Annotated in this window: 20 protein-coding genes; 15 read left to right on the top strand and 5 right to left on the bottom strand. The window is 42.2% G+C overall.

The annotated features are described in order from the left end of the window. Positions 1 to 75: 75 nt before the first annotated feature. Positions 76 to 816, bottom strand: a complete 741-nt coding sequence (locus IQO02_RS01310; RefSeq protein WP_171343986.1) for a tRNA-uridine aminocarboxypropyltransferase — start codon at positions 814 to 816, stop codon at positions 76 to 78. 74 nt (positions 817 to 890) lie between these two features. Here IQO02_RS01310 and IQO02_RS01305 point away from each other — a divergent pair, with 74 nt between their 5' ends. After that, positions 891 to 1,700 carry a sterol desaturase family protein gene (locus IQO02_RS01305; protein WP_016784874.1) on the top strand — a complete coding sequence of 270 codons (810 nt, stop codon included), beginning with the start codon at positions 891 to 893 and terminating at the stop codon, positions 1,698 to 1,700. Positions 1,701 to 1,856: 156 nt separating this feature from the next. Here the strand turns inward: IQO02_RS01305 and IQO02_RS01300 are convergent, their stop codons facing one another. Further along, positions 1,857 to 3,905, bottom strand: coding sequence for a methyl-accepting chemotaxis protein (locus IQO02_RS01300; RefSeq protein WP_016768082.1), 2,049 nt, complete (start codon positions 3,903 to 3,905; stop codon positions 1,857 to 1,859). Positions 3,906 to 4,009: 104 nt separating this feature from the next. Between IQO02_RS01300 and IQO02_RS01295 the strand changes: the two genes are divergently transcribed. Then, positions 4,010 to 4,495 (top strand): C40 family peptidase, encoded by a 486-nt coding sequence (locus IQO02_RS01295; protein WP_016768083.1) that lies wholly within the window; start codon positions 4,010 to 4,012, stop codon positions 4,493 to 4,495. Between the two features lie 154 nt (positions 4,496 to 4,649). On the opposite strand, the gene IQO02_RS01290 is transcribed toward IQO02_RS01295, so the two are convergent. Then, positions 4,650 to 4,994, bottom strand: coding sequence for a DUF3802 family protein (locus IQO02_RS01290; RefSeq protein ID WP_010440912.1), 345 nt, complete (start codon positions 4,992 to 4,994; stop codon positions 4,650 to 4,652). 546 nt (positions 4,995 to 5,540) lie between these two features. Here IQO02_RS01290 and IQO02_RS01285 point away from each other — a divergent pair. Together IQO02_RS01285 and IQO02_RS01280 are read left to right on the top strand one after the other, a co-directional pair. Continuing rightward, entirely contained in the window at positions 5,541 to 6,407 is an 867-nt protein-coding gene (locus IQO02_RS01285) for a fructosamine kinase family protein (protein ID WP_016768084.1), read from the top strand. 93 nt (positions 6,408 to 6,500) lie between these two features. Next, complete coding sequence (locus tag IQO02_RS01280; RefSeq protein ID WP_004733789.1) at positions 6,501 to 6,704, top strand: CPXCG motif-containing cysteine-rich protein; 204 nt, start codon at positions 6,501 to 6,503, stop codon at positions 6,702 to 6,704. A gap of 217 nt (positions 6,705 to 6,921) precedes the next feature. Here the strand turns inward: IQO02_RS01280 and IQO02_RS01275 are convergent, their stop codons facing one another. Further along, positions 6,922 to 7,530 (bottom strand): riboflavin synthase, encoded by a 609-nt coding sequence (locus IQO02_RS01275; protein WP_016793299.1) that lies wholly within the window; start codon positions 7,528 to 7,530, stop codon positions 6,922 to 6,924. Between the two features lie 162 nt (positions 7,531 to 7,692). Between IQO02_RS01275 and IQO02_RS01270 the strand changes: the two genes are divergently transcribed. Continuing rightward, positions 7,693 to 9,063, top strand: coding sequence for an MATE family efflux transporter (locus tag IQO02_RS01270; protein WP_010440918.1), 1,371 nt, complete (start codon positions 7,693 to 7,695; stop codon positions 9,061 to 9,063). A 143-nt stretch (positions 9,064 to 9,206) separates the two neighbouring features. Here the strand turns inward: IQO02_RS01270 and IQO02_RS01265 are convergent, their stop codons facing one another. Then, entirely contained in the window at positions 9,207 to 10,049 is an 843-nt protein-coding gene (locus IQO02_RS01265) for a DNA ligase (RefSeq protein ID WP_016793298.1), read from the bottom strand. A 298-nt stretch (positions 10,050 to 10,347) separates the two neighbouring features. Between IQO02_RS01265 and IQO02_RS01260 the strand changes: the two genes are divergently transcribed. From IQO02_RS01260 to IQO02_RS01215, 10 genes are all read left to right on the top strand, one after another. Next, entirely contained in the window at positions 10,348 to 10,677 is a 330-nt protein-coding gene (locus IQO02_RS01260; RefSeq protein ID WP_010440922.1) for an STAS domain-containing protein, read from the top strand. 61 nt (positions 10,678 to 10,738) lie between these two features. Next, positions 10,739 to 11,572 (top strand): OmpA family protein, encoded by an 834-nt coding sequence (locus IQO02_RS01255; protein ID WP_016790727.1) that lies wholly within the window; start codon positions 10,739 to 10,741, stop codon positions 11,570 to 11,572. Continuing rightward, complete coding sequence (locus IQO02_RS01250) at positions 11,569 to 13,668, top strand: SLBB domain-containing protein (RefSeq protein WP_010440926.1); 2,100 nt, start codon at positions 11,569 to 11,571, stop codon at positions 13,666 to 13,668. Before IQO02_RS01255 ends, IQO02_RS01250 begins: the two co-directional genes overlap by 4 nt. Continuing rightward, complete coding sequence (locus tag IQO02_RS01245; RefSeq protein ID WP_010440929.1) at positions 13,668 to 14,357, top strand: tyrosine-protein kinase family protein; 690 nt, start codon at positions 13,668 to 13,670, stop codon at positions 14,355 to 14,357. Before IQO02_RS01250 ends, IQO02_RS01245 begins: the two co-directional genes overlap by 1 nt. A gap of 612 nt (positions 14,358 to 14,969) precedes the next feature. Next, positions 14,970 to 15,962: an ABC transporter substrate-binding protein gene (locus IQO02_RS01240; RefSeq protein WP_010440931.1), complete on the top strand. Its 993-nt coding sequence runs from the start codon at positions 14,970 to 14,972 to the stop codon at positions 15,960 to 15,962. A gap of 259 nt (positions 15,963 to 16,221) precedes the next feature. Further along, positions 16,222 to 17,121 carry an ABC transporter permease gene (locus IQO02_RS01235; RefSeq protein WP_010440933.1) on the top strand — a complete coding sequence of 300 codons (900 nt, stop codon included), beginning with the start codon at positions 16,222 to 16,224 and terminating at the stop codon, positions 17,119 to 17,121. Continuing rightward, positions 17,114 to 18,358, top strand: a complete 1,245-nt coding sequence (locus IQO02_RS01230) for a quaternary amine ABC transporter ATP-binding protein (RefSeq protein WP_010440936.1) — start codon at positions 17,114 to 17,116, stop codon at positions 18,356 to 18,358. The genes IQO02_RS01235 and IQO02_RS01230 overlap by 8 nt, the downstream gene beginning before the upstream one ends. A 397-nt stretch (positions 18,359 to 18,755) precedes the next feature. Beyond that, positions 18,756 to 19,178 carry an Hpt domain-containing protein gene (locus IQO02_RS01225; protein ID WP_016792524.1) on the top strand — a complete coding sequence of 141 codons (423 nt, stop codon included), beginning with the start codon at positions 18,756 to 18,758 and terminating at the stop codon, positions 19,176 to 19,178. A 211-nt stretch (positions 19,179 to 19,389) separates the two neighbouring features. Next, on the top strand, positions 19,390 to 20,919 hold the full coding sequence (locus IQO02_RS01220) for a sigma-54-dependent transcriptional regulator (RefSeq protein ID WP_010440939.1): 1,530 nt from the start codon (positions 19,390 to 19,392) through the stop codon (positions 20,917 to 20,919). Then, positions 20,900 to 22,057: a glycosyltransferase family 4 protein gene (locus tag IQO02_RS01215; protein ID WP_010440941.1), complete on the top strand. Its 1,158-nt coding sequence runs from the start codon at positions 20,900 to 20,902 to the stop codon at positions 22,055 to 22,057. Before IQO02_RS01220 ends, IQO02_RS01215 begins: the two co-directional genes overlap by 20 nt. The last annotated feature ends 250 nt before the right edge of the window (positions 22,058 to 22,307 follow it).

Here is a 22,307-nt window from a genome sequence, read left to right as displayed (position 1 = left end):
AAACCGTGATAGATAACAAACTTATCTTGTGTTCGAGTCTGTTTGAACAACAAGTCAGCACATAGCGGTTAAAGGTTAGAGTGACTTCTCATTTTTGCTGTGTTCTATGAAAGCATTCAAGCTAGGTTTAGTCGGATCTGACTTATAACGCGTCTTACTTAACATGTAGCTTTCACGAAATACTTCAAACCAAAGTTGTAAAGTCTTCGCGCCCTCTTCTTCGCCAGCTTGCTTTAAAACTAAGCTGGCGACTTCTGCCGTTGAGAGGTGTTGTTCGTTATCTGACTTTCTCATCATGTATTGAGAAACCGATTCAGGCTCAATCGACAACACAGGTAAATCTTGCAGATACTCTGAACGGCGGAAGATGCGTCTCGCTTCACGCCAACTACCATCGATGAAGATAAGAAGAAGTGTTTTATTAGGATCGCGCATTTGTGGTAAATCTTGAACCACTCGCGTTTTGTCATCGGTGTAGCCTTCAGGGAATACAACAATGGGTTGATATTTATCATCCTTTAGAACATCAAGCATCTCTTGATTCGGCTCAGTACGGTGCCAAAGGTAGGCATAGCTGTCTTTGACCGTATCAACAATCAATCGGCCTGTATTGCTTGGCTTCAAGATTTCGTTGTCTGACAAGATCAACATCGTAGCGACATTCGTATCTATATTCGGTTGATGCTCGCAGATGCAGCTGTCTTGTTTTATTTTGCAGTATTCGCATCGCACGACTTTGCACCCGCGCGCGTTAAACGGCTTAGTAGCAATAGACAAGCGGTGTTGATATAAACGGTGAAAAGCGTGGATTCTCATGGATAATAACGATAGATCTAGAAAAGTTGCACGATTGTACTTACAGTGACCTTAGAATGATAGAAGGAATTCCCATGCAAGACCCATCACTGCTTCGCCTTGTTTGTTTTATTGTCGTTTTTGGATTATGTGCGATTTGGGAGTACCGTTTTCCACGCAAAACGCTAACTCAAAATAAGTGGTTCCGTTGGGGGAACAACTTTGCGTTGGTTGCACTCAACAGTTTTCTGCTAGCTACACTTATTCCTATTGCTGCATTCCAAGCGGCTGTCATTGCACAAGACAATCAATGGGGTTTATTTAATACCCTGTCACTTCCTAAAGAACTCGTTGTACTGATCTGTGTATTGCTGTTGGATTGCGCCATTTACCTGCAACACTTGGTGTTTCATCGTGTGTCTTGGCTTTGGAGATTACATCGAGTGCATCATGCCGACCTAGATATTGATGTCACAACAGGTACACGATTTCATCCAATTGAGATGATGCTTTCTATGCTTATCAAAGTGAGTTTAGTGATCACCCTTGGGGTTCCAGTGATTGCCGTGGTGATATTTGAAATTGTGCTTAACGCGAGCGCGATGTTTAACCACAGTAATGCACGTCTACCACTTTGGATTGATAAGCGATTGAGAAAAGTGATTGTGACACCAGACATGCATCGTGTTCATCACTCGGTCATTGTGAAAGAAACCCATTCTAATTTTGGCTTCTTTTTATCGGTTTGGGATATCTGGTTTAAGACTTATCGTGCCCAGCCTATGCTTGGACACGATCACGTCCACATTGGCGTGCCTGAGATACAAGATGGCAAAGAACAGAGATTGGATTTCATGCTGCGTCAACCATTTGTCCATTACCCACATTCAAGAAAATCAAAGTAGCGGTTTGTTTTCTACATGCCATCTTTCAATATAAGGCCCAAAAAAAGCAGGCGCTCAAACCATTTATTAGTCATTCCGCGCTAATAATGAGTTTAAGCGCCTTGCTCTTGGTATCGAGACGCTGGCTTGTTATTCAGAGAAATCTTTTCTAACTGGTTATCTACTTAATACGTACTTATGAAGCATCGCTTGTTGATGCCCTGCAATGTCAGCAACTTGCTCTGAGCTTTCAATCATAGACTCTAGCTGTAGCTTAGTGTTTTCGCCCTGCTCTGACACGCGTGTAATGGAATGGGTTACATCAACAGTAGCGCGAGCTTGCTGTTCGGTTGCGACCATGATTTGCTCAACTCTACCTTTTATCTGGCTGACTGCTACGTCGATTTTCTCAAAAGCTTGTTTTACATCACCACTGGTTTTCAATGCATTAGCCATTTCGCTTCGAGACTCGCTGACTGACATACGAGATCGATCAGCTGCAGCCACCAGCTCATTCATCATGCTGCGAATATTGGTGGTTTGCTGGGATGTACCGCTCGCCAGTTTTCTTACTTCATCTGCAACCACTGCAAAGCCACGGCCCTGTTCTCCGGCACGTGCAGCTTCAATCGCAGCATTAAGGGCTAATAGGTTGGTGTTTTCAGCAATGCCACTGATCATATCAACCATTTCACGAATTTGTTTTACTCGCCCGTCTAGATCTGCCATCGATTCTTCGTTCAAGCTTAACGAGTGCTCTAATGCCTGAAGACGCTGTTGATTCAAGCCAACCACCTGACTTCCGGTGACCGATTCATCTTCCGCTAATTGAGCGTCATCGTTCGATGCATTCGAGATACGTGCAATTTCGCCTATAGAAGCTTCAAGTTGAGTAATCGTTGTGATCATGTTTTGCAGAGATTCATTCTGCTCGTTTAAGCTTGAATTCGTCTGCTCTGCAGCATCGTGACTAACTTCTGCTGTTTGATAAAGTGTTTCACAGTTTCGAGTGACCAAGCGAACTGAGTCGGCGGTGGAATCTACGACGGTATTTAACTGTGATGCGATAACCTGCAGCTCTAATGGCCCTACTAATTCGCTTTGTTTAGAAAAGTCATGTTCGGCGAGTAAATTCAGCTGCTGGGTAATGTTTTTTAAGCCTTTATTGACCCAATGACGTAGCACAAGCCACGAAATAATAATGATCACAGCGATCACTAAACCGCTAGTGAATAACACCCTGTCAATGTTAGTGATGGTTTGGTTTACAACCAACTCACTTGCATCAATCAAGTGTGAAGCCGTCGATGATAATTGATTCAGTGTGCCGATAACCTTGTTCGCTAAGGTAATGACTTCAGCTAAATTCTGTTTTTGTTTTTCAGCTAACTCTAATTTCCAGAGGATCTGTTTGATCACCCCTTCTTCTGTGAATCCTTCTTTCACCATGTCATAAGGTGCAGTCAGGCTGGCAAACTCAACAATATCTGGATGCCATTCTGAAAAATCGTCGTACGCTAAGTTTATTCCTGCAATGCGATTTCTTAACTCTCGAAATTCATCTTCCGCTTTGTCTAAGTCAGATTGCATCAACAGCATTAAGAATGTGTTCGCCATTGCCGAAGCACTTGCCGTGAATCGGTTAGCGGCATCATGTGCTTCGGGGTTATTCTGAACTAAAAAAGAGCTAATACGATTCATTTCAGGCCCAATAGAACTAACACCGTAGCGAAACCCTCCTATTTGGCTATCAATGAGGTTTTGTTTACCTTGAATATCAATCTGAGCCAATAACACGCTGTTGGTCATATGTTGTAGCTGAGCCATATCATCAATCAGGCTTTGCTTTTGCTCTAGAGAAATCGCATCGGGGAAGGATTGAGAAATAAAAAGAAGTTCGTCTAGCGTTTGATTGCTCTCTGCAGCTAATTGCTCAATTGCTGATCGTGTTGTGTTGAGTGTGTCTAAATCGGTTGATTGCGTGCTGTAGGTAAGGAGTTTTACTTGTTCTAATACGCTCTGCGTCAACTGAGCGTTGTTTAGTGCTAGGGGCAATGCTTGTTCAGACAACGTATCAAAATGCCCTCCAACCCGCTCTACACCTCGAATACTGACCATCGATAAAAAGGTGACGAGCAAAAGAATCGAAATAAATACAGCAGTGACGGTTTGAATGAGCGAGAATGTATAACGTGAAGGTTTTATTGATAAATTTGTGTCGGGCATGTGAAATCCAGTTTGACTACGAAAAGAGATATCCTTAAGTTGTTCCGTATACTAGAAGTCGTTGATGACGTTTTTATTTCAGTTTTTTGTCAGAAGAGTTACATATGAAAATCAGAAAAATGCTTGCAGTTACAATAACTTTAGTAACATTGACTGCTTGTAGCTCTACGCCACCGCCTTTTAGTTACAATAAAGTACCGTCAAAACCCTTATCGAAATCAGAGCAAGCTACCGCAAATGCGTATTTGAGCGTGTACGAGCAATGGAAAGGTGTCCCTTATCATTTTGGCGGCACTTCATTTCGAGGAATAGATTGTTCGGCTTTCGTTCAAATCGCTGTTCAGAATGCAACGCAACAGGCTTTGCCGCGCACGACCAAAGATCAGAGTAAACAAGGTGTAGAAATTGCGTATGAGCAAGCAATAAGTGGTGACTTAGTATTTTTCAAAACCTCACCAAAAGTACGACATGTAGGTGTTTATCTGGGAAACAAACAGTTCTTACATGCGTCGACATCTAAAGGTGTGATTATCTCAAGGTTGGATAACCCTTATTGGGCTTCGAAGTTTTGGCACTTTAGGCGCATATAACGCGTCAGTCTTTCGCCTCTTTGATAACGCTTACGACCCGGTGAATAGATGTACGTAAGAAGCACTAACGCTTAAAATATTAGTGCTTCAAATAGAGTCGTTCAAAATACTGGTGCTTAAAACTTCTAATGCTTAAAGAAATAAGCTCGGACGGTTAATCGTATTTAGCGACAGCAGTATCAAATAAGTTTTTAACTAAGGCGATGTATTCGTCTAGGAACACAATCTGCTCGTTAGTTGCTTTCTTTGCCCAAACGCCCGCAAGCACTTCACCTAAATCAGCGACTACGGCATCTGCTTCTTTCAACAATTGAAAGCGCACGCTAGAGTGCAGTTCAGGATTTTGTTCAAAGATAGCCATGATGTTGGTTGAAATCATGTCAGTAACAATGTCTTCTACACTTTCATTTCCTGTATCACCATTACTGTTGGTAAATACATCCAAATTGAACGATAAGTGCTCGATTAAAGCCAAATAGCCATCGGTTTCTACAACCACAATAAATCTCCGTTTTAAGCTCTAGAGCAGATTAATACGTATTAAGCTAATACTATGTAAATGAAGTCATTTGTCATCATTTTATTATCAAAAGTCGTATTTAAATGATCCCTGTTAGCATTTAAGCTCAAAATTGAATCAATATACAAATAAAGCCAGAAAGTTCGACTTAGCAATAGCTTTCAACATTTTTAAATACGCAAGAACATAAGTTTTGCTATCCATGACTTACCCTAGCATGAGTACCTACTAAAATTTAAGCGTAAACAATAACAACCCATGCGCACTTTTCTAGTTAGTAGCCTAACATTGAACGTCAACTGTGAGGTTTATTCCAAAGTGCATATGGCTACCATTTGTCATTTTTTATCGAGTTATCAATGGTATTGAATTAGCTTGAGTTCACAGATCAGCCAATTCATTCATCATAAGAAGGCTTAGAATTAAGAACATTGACTAGTGCGTCTATAAATCGCTCAGTTTTATCCTAAACTATTGTTAATCAACAAACCGTATTTCTAACCAACCGTTCTTTGAGGATTTCCTATGTGGCAGGCCATTTCTCAACAGCTTTCAGATACACTTTTATTCAACTTTCAGATCACTGAACGTACTAAGGTTTCTGGTGGTGACATTAACGATTGCTATATGATTAGCGACGGCAATGAGCGTTATTTTGTTAAGGTAAATCAACGAGAGTTTCTACCTAAATTTGAAATAGAAGCTGAGAACCTGCGCTTATTAAGAGATACCTCCACCGTTTATGTACCTGAGCTTGTGCTTATTGGTAAGACTAAGGAGTGCTCGTTCATTATCCTGAATTACTTGCCAACTAAGCCGCTTGAAACTGGCAATAACAGCTTTGATTTTGGTGTACAGCTTGCCCGACTTCATCAATGGGGAGAGCAAAAAGAGTTCGGTTGCGATCAAGACAATTACATAGGCATTACTCTTCAACCTAATCCGTGGCATAAAAAATGGGGACGTTTTTTCTCTGAACAACGTATTGGTTTCCAACTTCAGCTGTTGAAAGAAAAAGGCATCGAATTTGGCGACATTGACGATATAGTCGACGTGGTGAATATGCGACTAGCGAGCCGTAACCCACCCCCTTCACTACTTCATGGCGATCTTTGGAATGGTAACGTGGCTAATTCAGCGTTTGGCCCTATCTGTTACGACCCTGCATGTTATTGGGGTGACCATGAATGTGATATTGCATTAACAGAATTGTTTCATGGGTTCCCTCAAGAGTTTTATGAAGGCTATCAAAGCGTCATGCCTTTGGACGTTGGCTATACTGATCGAAAAGACATTTATAACTTGTACCATCTTCTCAATCACTGCAATCAATTTGGCGGCGAATATTTAGCGCAAACCGAAGCATGTATTCAGAAGATTCAAGCCGTTTAGTACCAATCACGGTGGTTGACCAAAACGATTCAAGCTATCACGATCGATATAAGCGACTTAGGTTAGTATCAGTTACAGTGAGGAGAACTTGCCATGCATAAATACACAGAAAAACACGTGTCCTGCCCTCATTGCGGGCATGCAATCAGCATAACGCTCGACGCCTCCAATGGCAGTCAGGATTTTTACGATGACTGCCCCGCTTGCTGCAACGCCATTCACTTGGACATGCAGGTCGACGAAGTTAGAGATAGGATAAACCTATCGATTGATGCCGATGACGAACAGGTTTTCTAAAAAAGGTTTGCTAACAAGTATGACTGTTGCCACATGCCTAAAGTCATACTAGCAACAACAAAGCTAAAAAGAGCACATCAAGTGCTCTTTTTATTGTTTAAGCCATCGAATGATACAGCTTGTGATTTTCACTAGTTATTCAGCCGCCAGCTTCAACTTTTATTCGTTTAACCATCATAGTTAAACGTGCAAGCCAGCCTAAAGCTAACGGTTCAGGCTACTTTTTGTTCGCCATAATACGTTCAACGGTATCGACGATCGCTTGTGTTTGAGGGTCGAATTCAATATTGACCTCATCTCCGACTTCACGTCCTCCAAACAAAGTTCGATTCAATGTTTCTGGAATGAGATGCACAGAGAAACGGTTGTCTTCGACTTCACCAATAGTCAGTGAACATCCATCAACACCAATGTAGCCTTTACTTAGCACGTACTTCATCGACGCTTCTGGCATTTCAAACCATAGTGTACGGTTGTTTTCCGTTTTGATGACTTCAACCAGTTTTGCCATTAGCGTAATGTGTCCGGACATGCTGTGGCCACCAATTTCATCACCGAACTTAGCTGCACGCTCTACGTTTACTTCGTCCCCAATATTCAACTGACCGAGATTAGTTAATCTTAACGTTGCTTGCATTAAATCAAACGCAACACGGTTTCCTGAAATTTCAGTTACCGTTAAACAACAGCCATTATGAGCTACTGAAGCACCAATCGCTAAGCCCTCTACCATTTTGTCTGTCAACTCAATGGTATGGGTTTGAAACGACTCTTTTTTGTTTATCGCAACCAGTGTTGCCATACCTTGAACAATACCTGTAAACATAAGATTCCTATTTAGCATTTTAGTAACAGTTTTTCATAGCAGTTATTGTGACATTTCTTTATGATTCGTCCAGTGGAAGCTTAATGATCAGCGTCTTTGATTTCTTCAGAGTGTCCATTCCCACATTTTCAATCTAATTTAATCTCTAATCTGGAGTAATTTGTGCATCGTTACAAAGAAGAAGCCTTGAATCTAATCAAACTTGCGACCCCAGTGTTGATCGCATCTGTGGCACAAACCGGAATGGGTTTTGTCGATACTGTGATGGCAGGTGGCGTAAGTGCGATTGATATGGCCGCAGTATCTATTGCTGCGAGTATTTGGTTGCCTTCGATTTTGTTCGGTGTCGGCTTGCTGATGGCATTGGTCCCTGTTGTTGCTCAACTTAACGGTTCTGGTAGACAAGCAAAGATTCCATACGAAATTCAACAAGGCATAGTGCTTGCGTTAATTATCTCATTACCAATCATCGGTGTACTGTTCCAAACTCAAGCAATACTTGAGCTGATGGATATAGAAGTCTTAATGGCGAAAAAAACCATTGGCTACATGTATGCAGTCATGTTTGCGGTACCAGCCTTCTTACTTTTTCAAACTTTGAGAAGTTTTACTGACGGCATGTCTTTGACGAAACCCGCGATGGTCATTGGTTTTATCGGTTTGTTATTGAATATCCCGCTCAACTGGATGTTTGTATACGGTAAGCTTGGCGCACCGGCTCTTGGTGGTGTTGGCTGTGGCGTCGCAACCGCTATCGTATACTGGATAATGTTTGCTCTGTTGTTTGCGTATGTGCTGACTTCAAAACGACTAGCGAAGATCAACATCTTTGGTCAATTCCATAAACCAGAGTTAAAGGCACAAATTCGACTGTTCAAACTCGGCTTTCCTGTTGCTGCTGCTCTGTTCTTTGAAGTGACCTTGTTTGCTGTTGTTGCGCTTCTGGTCGCTCCATTAGGCTCATTGATTGTTGCTGCGCACCAAGTTGCGATCAACTTCTCGTCTTTGATATTCATGATTCCAATGAGTATAGGCGCAGCTGTCAGTATTCGTGTTGGTCATAAGTTAGGTGAAAACAATACCGAAGGCGCAAAGATTGCTACACATGTTGGCATAATCGTTGGTTTGGTGACTGCATTGATGACAGCGGCCTTGACAGTGTTGTTCAGAGAGCAAGTATCATTGCTTTACACAGAAAACACAGCAGTAATCACCATTGCAATGCAGCTGCTTATTTTCGCTGCGGTTTATCAATGTACTGATGCAATTCAAGTGATAGCTGCGGGCGCTCTTCGTGGATACAAAGACATGCGATCGATTTTTAACATTACTTTCGTCGCATACTGGTTACTTGGCCTACCGATCGGTTACATTTTAGGTATGACAGATTGGATTGTTGAGCCTATGGGCGCTCACGGCTTTTGGATTGGTTTCATTATCGGTCTAACATCAGCCGCTATTATGCTAGGCATGCGTCTTCATTGGATGCATAAACAGGATGATGACGTGCAGCTCGAGTTTAGTTCTCGTTAATTTAGCTCTCAACAAACAGCAAGAATCGATACCGCATACAAAAAGAGCTCTGATTTTCAGGGCTCTTTTTATAAGGTAAGCGTAGACAGGCATTTATTTCTAAGTCGATATAGCATTTGTCGGGTCACTATATCGAGTATGTCTTAATATTCACTTTTCTCTCTGACAAAACGCGCAAATTTGGGCTTGCCATTTTGAGTGAATCCGTTGTATCGAAAGGTAATTCGACTACCAATCTCTGGCGGCGCCAATCTCAATTTATCGCTAAACCCGCTTCCTATGTAAAACTCAACACCCCCTTCGGTATGAACCAGTATCGAACCCATCATTCCTTTGTATTTACCCGTCCCACCTTTATAGCCAATCACCGTTGCTTCGGCATCGTGGTGCCTTTTCAATTTCAACAAATCATTACTTCGACCTGCTTGATAGCGACTGGTGATTTTACGCAGCATCAAACCTTCACCATTACGTTCATCCACATTGTCTAATTGGTGAAACAAGGTCTCTTCGTTATGAATTGGATAATGCTCGACATAACCAACGTGGGACTCATTAATCACACTGACCCAATGAATAATATTGTAATAGCGTTTCTGATAATCACCTGCTGCGCCAGGCATATCAAACAACATAAGATCAATCTTTCTCCATGCGGTATCACTGGGTATATGATCCAAAACAGTTTGTTGAACGATATGAAAATTACCTCTTCCAGCCCACAACTCTCCTTCTAACTGAACTTTTGGCAGTTTTTCTATAAACCAATTAGGTGCATAAATTCGGTTGCCATTGCGAGTATAAAGATGTTCGCCATCCCACAAGGCTCGAATACCATCTAGCTTTTCACTGGTCCAGTATTGAGAAACATCGATGCCTTGCTGGTAGTTGTTGGCTAAAACCAAGTGTTCTGGTGGTAAGTAAGAAGAATGAGATGTGAATGAACAAGCCCAAAGGGTCGCAATCGCCAATTTCGTTAATCTCATTGTTTGCTCTCTTTTTATCCCAAGTACGCTATATCCTAAATGGTCCTTAGTTTCAGTATGTGGTATTTAATTAAAGATGCGACTCAACCATCAACCTTATTCGGACTAGCGTTTCATTCGCAAAACTAATTGGTTATAGCTCTCAAAAAGCCACTCATTTTTAGTTCTCAGAATGAGAATTTAACTTTCTCAATATGATAACCAATTCAAACACCAATTTAAGCTATTGAAAATAAACAATATAAAAGTTGGCATATTACGTGCTCTTGTTAACTCATACATTCAAGGAGATAACGCTATGGAATTACGTAAGATTGACTTAAACACAACCACATTGACTCTTTCAATTTTTGGTAACCTAGACGCAGCGGGTAGCCGAGATGCTCAAACCGATATTGATGATGTTATTTCAAACGATGGTCACCAAGAAATCGAAGTTGATTTCAGCCAAGTTCAGTTTCTTGATTCATCAGGCGTGGGGGCTATTGTATACATGTTCAAACGTCTTACTGAGCGAGAAAGGAACATGCGCTTAGAAAATGTATCAGGCCAACCACTTGAAATCATGAATTTATTACGCATCGGTCACGCGATCCCAGTTAACTCAAAAAATCCTACTAATTCATGAAGATCCACTAAGCTAGAAGTAACAAAAAATAATAATAAAAAGAAAAAACAAGGACGTTGGCATGAAAATACTGAAAAACTACATAGCCCTTTCTCTGTCTGCTCTACTTCTGGGTTGCACAAGCTACCCAGAACATGGTACCGGCGGATTAGCTGAAAGTTACGATTCCACAAACTATCAAAATTCAGATTTCTCGCCTGTTATGCCAGACGAACCTCTAGGCCCAGAACACGGCCTGCGTTTCGATTGGCAACTAGCAAAACTCCATCTAGATGCCCTAATACAAGAAGGGGCACGTTGGTGCTTCCCTGCGGCTGTCGTTCAAGCTATCGAAAAACAAAACCGTATCGCTCGTGAACTGCAAGGCGGATTGCTGTTAGATGCAGCTAACGATTTGGTTATCCAAAGAAAGCGCTTGAATGAACTGGAAGTTCAACTTGATTACGTGACTTCTCAAGCGCGTTGCGAGCCACCTAAAAACGAAAACCAATTCCGTATGCAACTTTCTGTCATTCAGCAACTGTACGATTTACTCAACGTCGACAACCAATTCGCTGAAAACTCAACTGAAGTTAACCCAAAATACATGGGACGACTTGCTGAAGCGACCAACCTATTGAAAGAACACAAATCGCTGGACTTAGTTGTCACTGGTCATGCCGATGCTTCAGGTCCTGAAGAATACAACGACAAACTGGCACTTGGACGTGCTAAACAAGTAGAACGTTACCTAACTATATTTGGGTTAGATGCTCTTAGAATTAAAGCTGTTTCTGTTGGTGAAACCGTACCACTTTTCGAAGGTGAAACAGACGGGACACACCTGACCAATCGCCGAGTAAGTATTGAAATTATTTCGCCTGAAAATGCTGAGAAAATGGGAGGTGCGCTATGAAAATTATAATGACGCTGATTTTCAGCATCTCGCTTTGTTTTTCGACACTGACCACTGCTGAAGATGAGTTTACAGGTGCAGTACAAGTGGGCGATCTTATTCAAGTTAATGTACCCGGTGAAAGCACTTTGAACACAGGCTTCCAAGTCGACAAGCGCGGCCGAATTACCCTTCCTGAAGTCGGCACTGTGTTTGTTGCGGGTTACGATAATGACCAATTAAATAAAGTAGTGTTAGAGGCACTGGCAACCGCTTACAAAGATCTATCAAACGCTTCCGTTTATGTGAAAGAACAGCAAATTATTATCTCTGTCCAAGGTTACGTTGAGCAACCTGGTGAGTACACATTGTCACTGGGTTCTAGCATTCAGATGGCATTGTATGCTGCGGGTGGTTTACGTCCCGGTGCACAATTAGACAAACTCATCCTAAAGCGTGGCTCCGATAACACAGAATTTAACTACAAACGTTTCTTAGATTCAGGGGACGAATCAACTCTTCCAACCCTTCAATCGCTCGATTCGTTGTTTGTTCCAGCGTCTCCTTTAGTGGGCAACATTGAACAAGAGTTTGATGCCGCGAAGCTTGCTAACTCAGGTGATAGCGCTGATTCTCGTAACTCTATCAAGGTTTTTGGTGAAGTAAATGCTCCAGGCTCTTTTACCTATAAAGAAAACTCAGACTTAGTCGACGTATTGATGCGATCTGGTGGCGTAACGCGTTACGCAAGTGTCGAGCAAATCCGTGTTATCTCGAACAACACACCGACTCTGTTCAACTTAAAGCGCTATCTAGATTCTGGCGATGAAAGCATGCTTCCAATTCTCCGTCCGGGTTCAACGGTTTTTGTCCCTAAACAGGAAGAAGAGATTAAATCTGGTGCGAACACGGTTTATGTCATGGGTGAAGTTGCTGCGCCTGGTGCTTTTGAAGGAAAAAAAGGCGCGACCTTTATGGATATATTGGCTAACGCAGGAGGCCCTACTCGCTTTGCTGAATCGAGACAAATCCGTGTGATCAAATCCAACGGTCGCGTACTTAAGTTCGATCTGGCCGCTTATACAGAAGGTCTTGCAAATTCAGCTCCCCCTTCAATTCAAGCGGGTGATGCGATTTTTGTTCCTGAGAAAACAGACATGAACGAAAAATCATGGTTAAAAATCACACCAGACAGAGCCGTTAACGTGATTGGTGAAGTGAACCGACCTGGCCGTATCGAATGGTCAGATGAAATGAACTTCATGGGCTTGTTAGCACACGTTGGCGGTCCAACACTACGTGCAGACACCTCAAAGATTGAAGTTGTGACAGGTAGAAAGTTAGTTGTGTTTAATCTTGATGAGTTCATTAAAAATGGCGCACCGCGTGATCAAATGCCTTATATACGATCAGGTTCTATCGTAAGAGTGCACGACTTACCACAAGACCCATCCGACAATAAATCACAATGGGTACGTCAAAGCTCAGACGCTTCAATCTACATTTTTGGACAAGTGAATGCGCCAGGTCGTTACCGCTTTACAAAAGACATGCACTTCTTAGATATCTTGTCAGCAGCTGATGGTCCAACTAAGGACGCTGACATACATAATGTTCGTGTTACACACCGCGATAAAACTTATTCTAAGGTCAGTAAACTGAACCTGTCGCTGTATTTTGAAACAGGTGATGAATCGTTACTGCCAAACGTAACTACTGGGGATACAATCTACATCCCAGAAAAAGGCAAAAACTGGTTAGATACACCAAAAGAAGAGACGGTTCGTGTCCTTGGTGCCATTAACAACCCTGGTCGATATGTGTTTAATGACAACATGACCATTCTTGATATCTTGGCCGAAGCCGCAGGCCCTACAGACAGTGCTTACGTAGAAAAAATTACCATTGTGAACATGTCTTGCTGCCAAGGGCAAGCTCGCACCTTTGACCTTGTTGAATTTAGTAAAACTGCCAATATTTACAACCTACCGGTGCTGCGCGCAGGAGACACGATTTACATCCCTGACCGCCGTGAAAGCTTTATTGAAAAAGCACGTGTAGGTTTAGACGACATCTTACGCATCACGACCACTATCGTCCTAATAGGAGCGTTATAATGACTATTTCAGCAACACATGCCGAAGTTGAACAATTGTACCTAGCTTCAGAACTTAACGATCAACGTTCAATTTGTGTCACTGCTTGCCACTCTGGTGACGGCGTAACATCTGTTGCTACTGCACTTGCAGAGCGTTTCTTATTGGCGGGTCATTCGACTCTATATGTTGATCTTAACTTGTTTAATCCCGCTTTTAAGAATGTGAACGTGCTTGAAGAAGATCAGTCGGGGCAACTTATTGAACACATCGAATCACAGCGCATGTTCATAGGCGTCCCAGCTCCGGACGTGGTATCGACTCAATTGGCATATAAAGACCCAGCAACGCTTCAAAAAGCAGTGACTCAATGGTTAGAAAAGTATGACCGTGTGATCGTTGACACCTCACCTTTGCTCAATATTAATAAAGGCAATATTCCAGCTCAATCGGTTGCGAGTGCTTGTGATGGTGCGCTGCTGGTTGTTGCTTACGGAGAAACATCAATCCATCACCTTGCTCAAGCGAAGAAATTACTCGAAGCGAAGAGTATTTCTATGATGGGTTGTGTGATGAACATGAAACAACACCCTAGTTTTGCTCAAGAGCTTGTTAGACAGGTGAATCGGATGAAGTTTATCCCTCAAAAAGTTCGCGACAACTTGGCGAATAGACTTCATCGCAATGAATTCTTGAATTTACCAATGTGATGGCCTAATTCTTCAACAGAATTAGGTTTCGGCACCATTTGTATCAAATACTTCGAGCTCGTCAGATAATAAGATTTAAATAGCATTTACTCGCTGCCATTCTAAAGTGACAGAGACCTGTTTAGTCGTTTCCCTTTACTTTTCACTCAAATCAAAATTGATAATTTTTGCCGAAATTAACTGTTAAAATCAGATTTTAAAGCAAATTCAACGCATTTCACACTCGCCAATCATGGTCTTAGCACCTTCAAATCCACTCTAAAATCAACACCTCTGTGCCTAATTTCGCTGGAATGTGACCCAGACTGTTAAAGTGCCACGTAGATCGCATCAAAGATGGAATTTGTACGATTATTCCCTAAGATTATAAATAGAGGTGGTTTTTGACGAATTTGTAATAGTTTGACAAAGTTATCCGATGGCTGTGAAACACAGTGGATGAATCAAGCGAATCACACTTATCTGCTTTGCGCGCTTATCTACTCTGTTTTATCCCATCCCTCCTTCTGCTCAAATGGTTCAATACACAGAAAGGATCACCATCGAGCAATTTAGTTAGTCAAGTGACCTTGATTAGCTTGGTTGTATTATTAAAGAGAAAGGAAACTCAATATGAAATACAAGTTAAGCTCCGTATTTTTGTTAGTAGCAGCAGCCAGCGGTAATGCTAACGCTGGAGAATGTGGCAGCGTAACAATCGCAGATATGAACTGGAACTCTGCAACACTGATCGCCAATATCGACCAATTCATCTTAGAACATGGTTATGGTTGTGACGCTGAACTTATCCCTGGTGACACCATGCCAACTGGCACTTCTATGATTGAAAAAGGCCAACCCGATGTCGCACCAGAACTTTGGAGTAACAGCCTTAAAGACGCACTTGATAAAGGTGTGAACGAGAAACGCCTCCGCTATGCAGGAAAAGCACTAGTAAACGGTGGTGAAGAAGGCTTTTGGGTTCCAGCTTACTTAGTTAAACAGTACCCGGAGATGGCGACCATCGAAGGTGTACGTAAAAACGCAAGCATGTTTAAACACCCTGAGGACCCAGATACATCTGCATTCTACAGCTGTCCAGCTGGTTGGAACTGCCAAATTAGTGCCGGAAACTTGTTTGAAGCGCTTAAGTTAGAAGATAGCGGCTTCACTATTGTTGACCCAGGATCGAGTGCCGGTTTATCTGGGTCGATCGCAAAAGCTTACGAACGCGAAGAAGCTTGGTTTGGTTATTACTGGGCACCGACTGCCGTTCTTGGTAAATACGACATGGTGAAAGTTGACTTTGGAAGTGGCGTTGACGAACAAGAGTTCCTTAACTGTACAACTAAAGAAGACTGTGACTCACCGAAAGCTACCATGTACCCGCCTTCGCCAGTCCATACTATTACGACAGAAAGTTTTGCGTCACGCGCACCCGAAGCGTACGACTACTTTACTAAGCGTGGTTTCACTAACGACAAAATGAACTCACTTCTTGCTTGGATGGAAGATAACCAAGCAGATGGTGAAGAAGCGAGTATCCATTTCTTGAGCGAGTTCCCAGAAGTGTGGCACCCATGGGTTTCGGAAGAAGTGGCTAAGAAAGTTGAAGCTGAGCTGTAATACTACGTTTGGCAATAGCCAAACTTACTAAGTTTGATCGCCGTTATTTTTGAACATCGCTAGATTCACTGATAGCTAGGAGTCAACGATAACTGCAGTTCAACAATCATTACGCTCAATAAAATGGAAATAACGTCGCTATACTTGATGTTATTCATGATTCGGAGCCTTGTTCGCTAACACTACTTTAATTACCCCTAACTTATAAAAATGGGGTTAGCTTAACGAACAAGTGGCTCCGGACTATAAGGATATAAAAATGGCTGACAGCAATTGGTTATCAAGCTTTCCTGAGATGGAACGCTCTGATTTGCGAGCAATAAAAAAGGCGCTAGATGGCGCATACCGTGAATTTTCCCGTGAATACGGAGAAATGATCGAATCACTATTTGATCCCCTTCTTTCCTTCCTTGTTTGGTTTGAAAAACTCCTTATTTCGACCCCTTGGCTTATCGTACTTGGCGTTTGTACCGCTCTAGTTTACGCCGCGAGTCGTTCTTGGAAATTGGCTTTGGGTTGTGTCTGCTCCCTGCTTCTCATCGGTTACTTTGGTATGTGGGAAGATACGATGCGGACACTCAGTATTATAACAGTATGTACTTTAGTCTCCATTTTCCTAGGGATCCCAATTGGTATCGCGATGGCTCGTTCTAATCGCGTGCAATCAATCGTGACACCACTCCTCGACATCATGCAGACCATGCCTGCGTTCGTTTACCTAATCCCAGTAGTGATGCTTTTGGGTATTGGTAAAATCCCAGGTTTAATCGCCGTTGTGATTTACGCTATCCCACCAGTAATTCGTCTTACTAACCTTGGTATACGCTTAGTAGATAAAGAAGTGTTAGAAGCCGCGACAGCATTCGGGGCAAGTAAGAAACAACGTTTGTGGGGTGTTCAGTTACCGCTTGCGATGCCAACGATTATGGCCGGTATCAACCAAACCATCATGATGGCACTGTCTATGGTTGTTATCGCCTCAATGATTGGCGTTAAAGGCTTAGGGCAACCGGTTCTTAAATCAATCACTAACCAATATTTCACTTTAGGCCTAATGAATGGTTTCGCGATTGTGGCTTTGGCTATCTTATTTGACCGAGCTTCACAAGCTTATGCACGTAGAACCAACGCACACCTAGGAGGATTCAAACATGACTAAACCATTGATTGAAATTAGTGGTCTATACAAAGTGTTTGGACCAAAACCAATGTCAGTGATGAACCGAGTTACCAACGGCGAGCACAAAGATGCCATATTGGCAGACACTGGTCACACTGTTGGTTTAAAAGAGATTAACCTAGAAATTAACCGTGGCGAGATATTCGTTATCATGGGGCTTTCTGGTTCTGGTAAATCGACACTAATTCGTCACTTCAACCGCCTAATTGACCCGACTCAAGGTAAGATCACCGTCGAAGGTATTGATGTCATGAACCTTAATACCAAAGAACTAGAAGAGTTTCGACGCCATAAAATGTCGATGGTTTTTCAACGTTTTGGTTTAATGCCCCATCGAACGGTCATTGAAAACGTTGCGTACGGTCTCGAAGTTCAAGGGATCAAGAAACAGCAGCGGCTAGCAAAGGCGACTGAGTGGCTTGAAACCGTTGGGCTTAAGGGTTATGAGCAACAATACCCTGCTCAACTCTCTGGCGGTCAACAACAACGTGTCGGCTTATCGCGTGCTTTATGTACTGACGCTGAAATTCTACTGATGGATGAAGCCTTCTCGGCGCTCGATCCGTTGATTCGAAGCGAAATGCAAGATCAACTGATCGAGCTACAAGAGAAACTTCATAAAACGATTATCTTCATCACCCACGATCTCGACGAGGCACTACGTTTAGGTGACCGAATTGCAATTTTGAAAGATGGTGAGTTGGTCCAACAAGGTACGCCTCACGAAATTCTGCTTAACCCTGCGGATGATTATGTTGAAGCATTTGTAAAAGACGTGAACCGCGCGCGTGCATTAACGGTTGAGACGGTGATGCAGCCTCCTCTTTACCGCATCACTTCAGAAACGATTGAAGGTGCGCTTGCTCAAATGAAGATGCTGAAAAACGATTACGCTTACCACGTAACAGATGAGGGCTATCAAGGCTTAGTCACTCAAGAAAGCCTGCAAGACGCCGTGGAAGATGTGTCAGTACACGACTTCAGTGAAGAGATATATGAGGAAGTACCAGCGGTACTTCCTGATGCTGTTATCGAAGAAATATTGCCTGATACAATGTCATGTGATTACTCCCTACCTGTTGTTGATGAAGATGGTAATCTTAAAGGCGAACTAGAACGAAGTGCTGTTGCTGAAATATTCACTGAGAATAGCGAGGAAGAAGTAGAGCCAGCCCCAAAGCCGAAACCAAAGATTGATATTGATAAGGCTTCTTAGCTTAATTTGTTCGCTCTTAAGCTTTTAAGCTTCGGAGTTTATCGTTAGTTGGCACTTAACTAACTGCAATAGCCTAGGCCACTGTATGAATAAATGCAGTGGCCTTTTTCTTTTCTTAGCTTTCAGCGTGCGTCTCTTTGCTTGTCATTCTGACTCAATCTAATGCAAATTCGTTTACTAATCACCTAAGTTCATATTTCTTGAGTAAATATTAGAAAAATCAGAGTATTACTTCTATAACTTTACTAGATACACACTTCCATATTAACTGATTCATGCCATAGTTTTTAAGCCAAGCAGTTGAAATTATTCTAGAAAATGACTAAAACTTAATAATACTCATGGATATTAGCCTCAAGCTAACGTATTTCCTCAACACACAATGAAAGGATTTAGTGTGAATAATTCGACTTTAGCTTCAGAGACATCTGCTGGTTTGAATGAACAAGCGAATGCACAACTGGCCGATACAGAGCTTGTAGATGAAAGTATCTTAGAACAAATGATTCGTGATACGAGTGCAGAGATTATTCCAATTTTAATCGATCATTACGTAGAAGAATCACAAATCCGTTTGGCCGCAGTAAGACAAGCAGCCAAAAATAACAATATTCAAGCTCTAGAGTTTGAAGTTCATACCGTCGGCAGCACTGCACTCGCGTTAGGTAACCGCCCTCTGTCTGTGCTCGCTCGAACGTTAGAAAAACAATGTTTAGAACAAAAGCATGATGAAGTATTTCTTAGAGTTGATGAACTGTTAGAGCTTGCAGAACGTTCGATTAAAGCCCTACTAAAAAGAAAAGACCAAGGCTTTGGTTAAACCTATTTGAATATCAATGTTGGCTAGTTGCCGCTATAACATCACTCTTGTAAAGACAAACTTAAGCATAGTCAGTGTCAGCGATCGCTAAAGCCAATTGTTTATTAGAATATTGCATGCGGTAGGTAACAATTACACTAGTTTCGTATTGATGGCCACATATCACTATGTTATTGATTGGTTAGGATAAAGTTTCAAAAGGAATTATACAATGCGCCCTAAAGTATTGTTGGTTGAAGACTCCACCTCCCTTGCCGTACTTTATAAACAGTACGTTAAAGATGAGCCATACGACATATTTCATGTCGAAACTGGCGCTGAAGCCAAAACATTTATAAAGAGACATGCACCACAGCTCGTCATCCTCGATTTAAAACTACCGGATATGCCAGGCGAAGAGGTCTTAGATTGGATCAGTGAGAACGAGGTTCCGACTGCGGTTATCATTGCAACAGCACACGGCTCTGTGAATATCGCCGTTGACCTCATTCAACGAGGTGCAGAAGATTTCTTGGAAAAACCCATTCAAGCAGATCGCTTAAAAACATCGGTTAATCTTCACTTGCGCAGAGCGAAGCTCGAAAACTTGGTCGACGATATTCAAACCAAATTCGATCGTGACCGATTCCATAATTTCATAGGCTCTTGCCTACCGATGCAAGCCGTTTACAAAATCATTGACTCAGTTGCGCCAACTACAGCCAGTGTTTTTATCAATGGTGAGAGTGGTACAGGTAAAGAAGTCTGTGCGGAAGCGATACACCAAGAAAGTCAACGTAGCGATAAACCGTTCGTTGCGATTAACTGTGGCGCTATACCTCGAGACCTAATGGAAAGTGAAATCTTCGGTCATATCAAAGGTGCTTTTACTGGTGCGACAACCGATCGAAAAGGTTCAGCCATGCAAGCTCATGGCGGCACCTTATTTCTCGATGAGCTTTGTGAAATGGAACTGGAGATGCAGAAAAAGCTCCTCAGGTTCTTACAAACAGGTACTTTCACACCACTCGGTGGTAACCGCGAGATTAAAGTCGACGTTCGAATCATCTGCGCAACCAACCGCGATCCACTGGTTGAAGTGGAAGAAGGCCGGTTCCGTGAAGATCTATACTACCGTGTGCACGTTGTGCCTATCGAGATGCCACCACTAAGAGAACGCGGGAGTGACATTGTCACCTTGGCGAACCACTTCTTGAAGCTATATGCCAAGCAAGATAAGAAAAAATTCAGATCGATAGACAAAGAGACGCAAGCGTTGTTGAAGCGTTATCCTTGGCCAGGCAATGTTCGTCAATTGCAGAATGTCATTAGAAATATCGTGGTGTTGAACAATGAAACCAGTGTGACTAAAGATATGGTGCCGCCACCAATTAATAAAACGGACATCAGAACGTCCAAAAGTGTCAATCCGATACGAAATATGTCGCCAGTAGCAGTACCCCAACATTCAGCGACCCCTGAAACCAAGTTACCACCCTTGACACCAGAGGAACTCGAACTCAACTCTGCAACTCAACATCATCAAATACCAGCGCAACAGGCACCAATGACACCGCCATTAGTGACCACCGACGGTGCAATTCGTCCGATGTGGCAAATTGAACGCGAAGCCATTCAACACGCGATTAATCATTGTGATGGTAATGTACTAAATGCAGCAGTATTGCTAGAGCTAAGCCCTTCTACTGTTTATCGTAAGAAACAGGCTTGGGAATCGGAAGATGAGTACAATCAAGCCTAGTCATACGGTCCTAACACACCTTACATCGGATCAAGAACAATTGGCTCTTGATCCAAATAAAATTAAGTCAAACGAGATTTGGTTGTTGATCGACAGCCAAACCTTTGGAGGAATCGAAACTCATGTTATTGAATTAGCCCTCGGTTTAATTGAGCACCAAAAACAAGTAAGAGTCGTCCTTCTCACCAAGTTCACCCAAGAACCTCCAATCATTCAACGCTTAACTCAATTACAAATCCCCTTTTGTAACCTTTGCGATCTTGCACCGAATGGTTCGAATGTGTTGTCGCAGATCAGACAAGCAGTTGACCAACATAGACCATGTCTCATTCATGCTCACGGCTATAAAGCGAGTATCATGAGTAAGGTGACAAAGTTATCCTTGGTCAAGCCCAACAAGTTGTATCAGGTATCCACTTACCATGCCGGTGAAACGCCAACAGGAAAAGTGTGGTTGTACGATTTTTTAGATCGATACAGTGGTTTTATCTCAAATCACTCTTTAGTAGTGAGCGACAAAATAAAGGATAAGATCCCCTCTCAAACGACACTGCTCAATAATTTCATTTCAATTCCAGAAAGCCCATCGTCCCTTTTTGCTTCTGGTTTCGTTAAAGATGTTAAAGAAGATACGACAACTATCTATGATATAGGTTTTGTTGGGCGTTTGAGTCACGAAAAAGCAGCCGATAGGTTCGTGACGCTGGCCAACTCACACCCAAGTCATCGATTTCATATTTTCGGAGATGGCCCAGAAAGGCAAATATTAGAGAACAACCCGCCTACCAATCTTACTTTCCATGGACACCAATCATGTATGGATTATGCTTGGCAAATCATCGATGTGTTGGTGATACCTTCTCGATATGAAGGATTACCGATGGCGGCACTCGAAGCAATGGTACGTGGTATTCCAGTAATCGCGGCTGCGGTTGGTAATTTACCACAATTGATTGAACATCAAACCAGTGGTTACATTGCCAAAAATGAAACTGAACTCAACACTTGCTTAGAAAATTGGTTGCGACTTTCACTTAAAGGAAAAACAGCGATGAGTCATAAAGCAAGAAACACGATCGTCGAAAGGTACTCTCCACAAGCGGTTATTCCCCAAATATTGGATTGCTATGATTGCTAATTGTCATCGAATCAACGCTTTTCGTCGATAGATCCTGTCTAGTTAACCAATTCGATCTCTGTAACGCTTCTATTCAATCTGATTCTCAATTTGAAATAACCTCAAAACCCATCGAAACCTGCCAGGTAAATAATCATTAAATTCAATGATTTAATTACAATTCACATGTGGCACTCACCTTGCTATCTATTAATACGCGCAAAATTTTTCTATTGAGTTTAGAAGCCGATATTTCGTAAATTTTAATCAT

Origin of the sequence: Vibrio sp. OPT24, assembly GCF_015163545.1 — a bacterium.
Classification (GTDB): domain Bacteria; phylum Pseudomonadota; class Gammaproteobacteria; order Enterobacterales; family Vibrionaceae; genus Vibrio; species Vibrio cyclitrophicus.
The sequence above is the reverse complement of the archived record's forward strand: the minus strand, read 5'-3'. Positions and strand labels throughout refer to the sequence as shown.